The 3,190-nt window shown below is 36.0% G+C and carries 3 protein-coding genes; 2 read left to right on the top strand and 1 reads right to left on the bottom strand.

Annotated elements, in window-relative coordinates; all coding sequences use genetic code 11:
- The first annotated feature begins 185 nt into the window (after positions 1–185).
- A complete protein-coding gene (gene ttcA / locus KPC_RS18570) occupies positions 186–1,094 on the top strand; it encodes a tRNA 2-thiocytidine(32) synthetase TtcA (protein WP_121975814.1) in 909 nt (302 codons plus the stop codon).
- Positions 1,095–1,317: 223 nt separating this feature from the next.
- Entirely contained in the window at positions 1,318–1,701 is a 384-nt protein-coding gene (locus KPC_RS18565) for an SCP2 sterol-binding domain-containing protein (RefSeq protein ID WP_121975813.1), read from the top strand.
- Positions 1,702–1,748: 47 nt separating this feature from the next.
- Here the strand turns inward: KPC_RS18565 and KPC_RS18560 are convergent, their stop codons facing one another.
- Positions 1,749–2,864 (bottom strand): MltF family protein, encoded by a 1,116-nt coding sequence (locus KPC_RS18560; RefSeq protein WP_121975812.1) that lies wholly within the window; start codon positions 2,862–2,864, stop codon positions 1,749–1,751.
- Between the last annotated feature and the right edge of the window lie 326 nt (positions 2,865–3,190).

The following is a 3,190-nucleotide window of genomic DNA, read 5'->3' as shown; positions in this document are numbered from 1 at the left end:
CTGTGGAAAAGTCCAAAAGATAAGCGATCTGTTTAAAAAGTAAACTTAGTAGTCTAATATCCAATATGTGAAACTTCTATGAAAATGTATAAAAAATAACCAAAGAAAAAGTGAATCTTTAGATGCGTGAATTGAATAGATCAGCTAAAATCGTCCAGTATTTTTTTTATGGGTAAATCTCGTCTATGTACTCGCCAGTTGAGTCCGATAATGGATTTAATTTCAAACCAGAATTGCCAACAAGCTCTGCATATTATCGTCTGTTAAAAAAACTTCGCCGCCAAGTTGGCCATGCTATCCGTGATTATAAAATGATTGAGGATGGCGATAAGGTGATGGTATGTGTTTCTGGTGGGAAAGACAGTTATACCTTGCTGGATATTTTGTTGCAGTTCAAACGTATTGCTCCGATCAATTTCGATGTTGTTGCGGTAAATCTGGATCAAAAACAACCTGGTTTTCCTGAAGATGTTCTGCCACGTTACATGGAAGAAAATAATATTCCTTATTATATCCTGGAAAAGGATACTTACAGCATTACCAAACGTTTGACACCTGAGGGAAAAACCTACTGTGCAGTTTGTTCACGTCTTCGCCGTGGTTCGCTATATGGTTTTGCTCAGGAAATCGGAGCGACCAAAGTTGCTTTGGGACATCACCGAGATGATATCATGGCAACATTCTTTTTGAACTTGTTCCATGGCGGAAGTTTAAAAGCGATGCCACCAAAGTTATTATCATCTGATAAAAAGAATATTCTGATTCGTCCAATGGCATATGTTGAAGAAAAAGATATTATAAAATACGCAGAATTGCGTAAATTCCCGATCATTCCTTGTAATTTGTGTGGTTCACAGGAAAATCTGCAACGTGCCATGATTAATGACATGTTACGTGAATGGGATAAACAATACCCAAAACGTTTGCATAGTATTTTTGGTGCATTACAAAATGTATCACCTTCACAACTCGCAGACCGCGAACTTTTTGATTTCGAAGTGCTCGATTCTCAACGTGAATTTGATATGAAATGTGATACTGAAGAAATGAAAAAACGTCTTGATGTTGTTAATTTAAGTTATGCAGCAGACTAAAAAACACAAATGAAATAAAATGATACAGGCACTTAAAGTGATTTGAGTGCCTGAATTTTAATAAAAAAACATCTGAATACTCAAAAATTGAACCATGAGTACAAAATTCTTTATCCTAAATTGAAATTATCATGCTATAACAATGAGCAAGCAAAAATGCTTCACCATGATGTTATCTGGATAGGTAACACAATAAACGAATAAATAAATTTGAGGAAAGATCATGCCTGCATTTTTAACTGATGATTGGTTTGTTACAGTCGAAAAATTAACTGCAGAGGCAGGTGAGTTGAACTTACCACCAGCACTTGCCAATTTAGCCATTAATTTGGTTGTATCTGGGGCTGATGGCAATACTGAATTGTCTTTAGATGGTGGCAAAATCGTTAAAGGCTTATCTCCAAATGCAAAAACAACTCTGAATATGGACGCAGATACTTTGCGTAAAGTATTCCTGGAGTTTGATATGGCAGCAGCGATGCAAGCATTTATGACAGGCAAGATAAAAGTTCAGGGTGATATGTCTCAGTTGATGGCATTGCAAACTGCTAAACCGAGCCAAGAGCAAAAAGATTTATTTAAAAAAGTATTAGAGCAGACTGCTTGATACTCAAAAAAAAGCTTAACAACATGTTGTTAAGCTTTTTTTATATATTAAATCTCGACCAGTTTTGGTGAGGTTTTAATATGTTCCAAATAAGCACGAATCCGAGTTACGTAGTGTACAGCCTGTTTAAAACGCGCATTTTTACTTTGATTACGATTTAAATAATCATATAGATTGATCCATTGATTTGGATTTTTACCTTGTGCCTTTAAACGCTTTTGGACGTTATCAACAGCATTGGGGCCCATATTGTATGCAACTAGTGCATACCAGTTCCGATCAGGATAGGGGATATATTGATATTTACTGAGCATTTGATCGTAGTATTTCGCACCACCTTGGATACTTTGTACAGGATCACTTCGGTTACTAACTCCCATTGCCTGAGCAGTATTATTGGTAAGCATCATTAGACCACGAACACCCGTTGGTGATACGGAATTCGGTTTTAAATATGATTCTTGATAACCAATTGCTGCAAGTAAATGCCAATCAATATCATAGCGTTGAGCGTTTTGTTTAAAGCTCGCCTTGTATAAAGGCATACGTGATTTTAAATCGCGTTGAATCGTATTCCATTCTTCAGGTTTGACTGTATTTCGGCTATAAAATGAAGCTAATTGTTCAATAGCACCATTTTGTTTACTTTGGCAGATGAAGCCACTCGCTGTAGATGCCAAGGGATCATCTGCTTTTTTGAAAACCCAGTTTAAGTCTGTATTTAAACCATTTTTTTGTAGGCTATTAAAGTCTCCACAAGTTGCTGAAAATGCTGATAAGTGCCTGGCTTCAATTTGTTGTAAACTGGCAGTTGTCATTGCAAAATTGGCTTTACCTTGTGAGACCATCTTTAACGCAGCAGCATTATCAGAAACAGTTTTAAACTCAAGTTTTACATTTAAACTTTGGGCATAGTTACGAACCAGATCATAACCAAAGCCATGCTGGAAATCTGCATTTTTAAAAACAGTGCTAGTACCAGTAACAGATACCACTGTTAATTTATTGTCGTGTATGACTCGACTGTACTGGGTTGTTTTAGACGCATTGATACTGTGAAAAGGGATAATCAACGCAGATGTTAAAACAATAATTTTAAAGGGGCGAGAATGGAAGAAGGAATTAAGGCCGAGCCTCGTCCCAGTGGTTGAACTACTGTGCATGTTGTCTCCGCTACAAGCATTTAGGCCCAAAAAAGAACAAAGCAAAAAGCTATGACTTCTTAAGTAGATAAATCCAATAAGGGTGGGCAGTCATGGAGGTCATTCAAAAATGACATAGGGGATTGAGAGATACGGATTGTAGAAAAGTCTACAAAAGATCAAAAAATATACAAGCTAAAACATGCGTGCATAATAATGACGATTTTTTGAATTGTCAAATTTTGTGCGAAATATTTTATTTCTATGTAACATAATCATTTAATTTGCCTAAGGAAAAAACTTTTATAATTTGTTTTTGTGGGGAAAAAGGGCATTAAATATTAATT

It is taken from the genome of Acinetobacter stercoris, assembly GCF_900323515.1.
GTDB lineage: Bacteria > Pseudomonadota > Gammaproteobacteria > Pseudomonadales > Moraxellaceae > Acinetobacter > Acinetobacter stercoris.
Note: the sequence above shows the minus strand (reverse complement) of the source record. Positions and strands in the feature narration are given on the sequence as shown.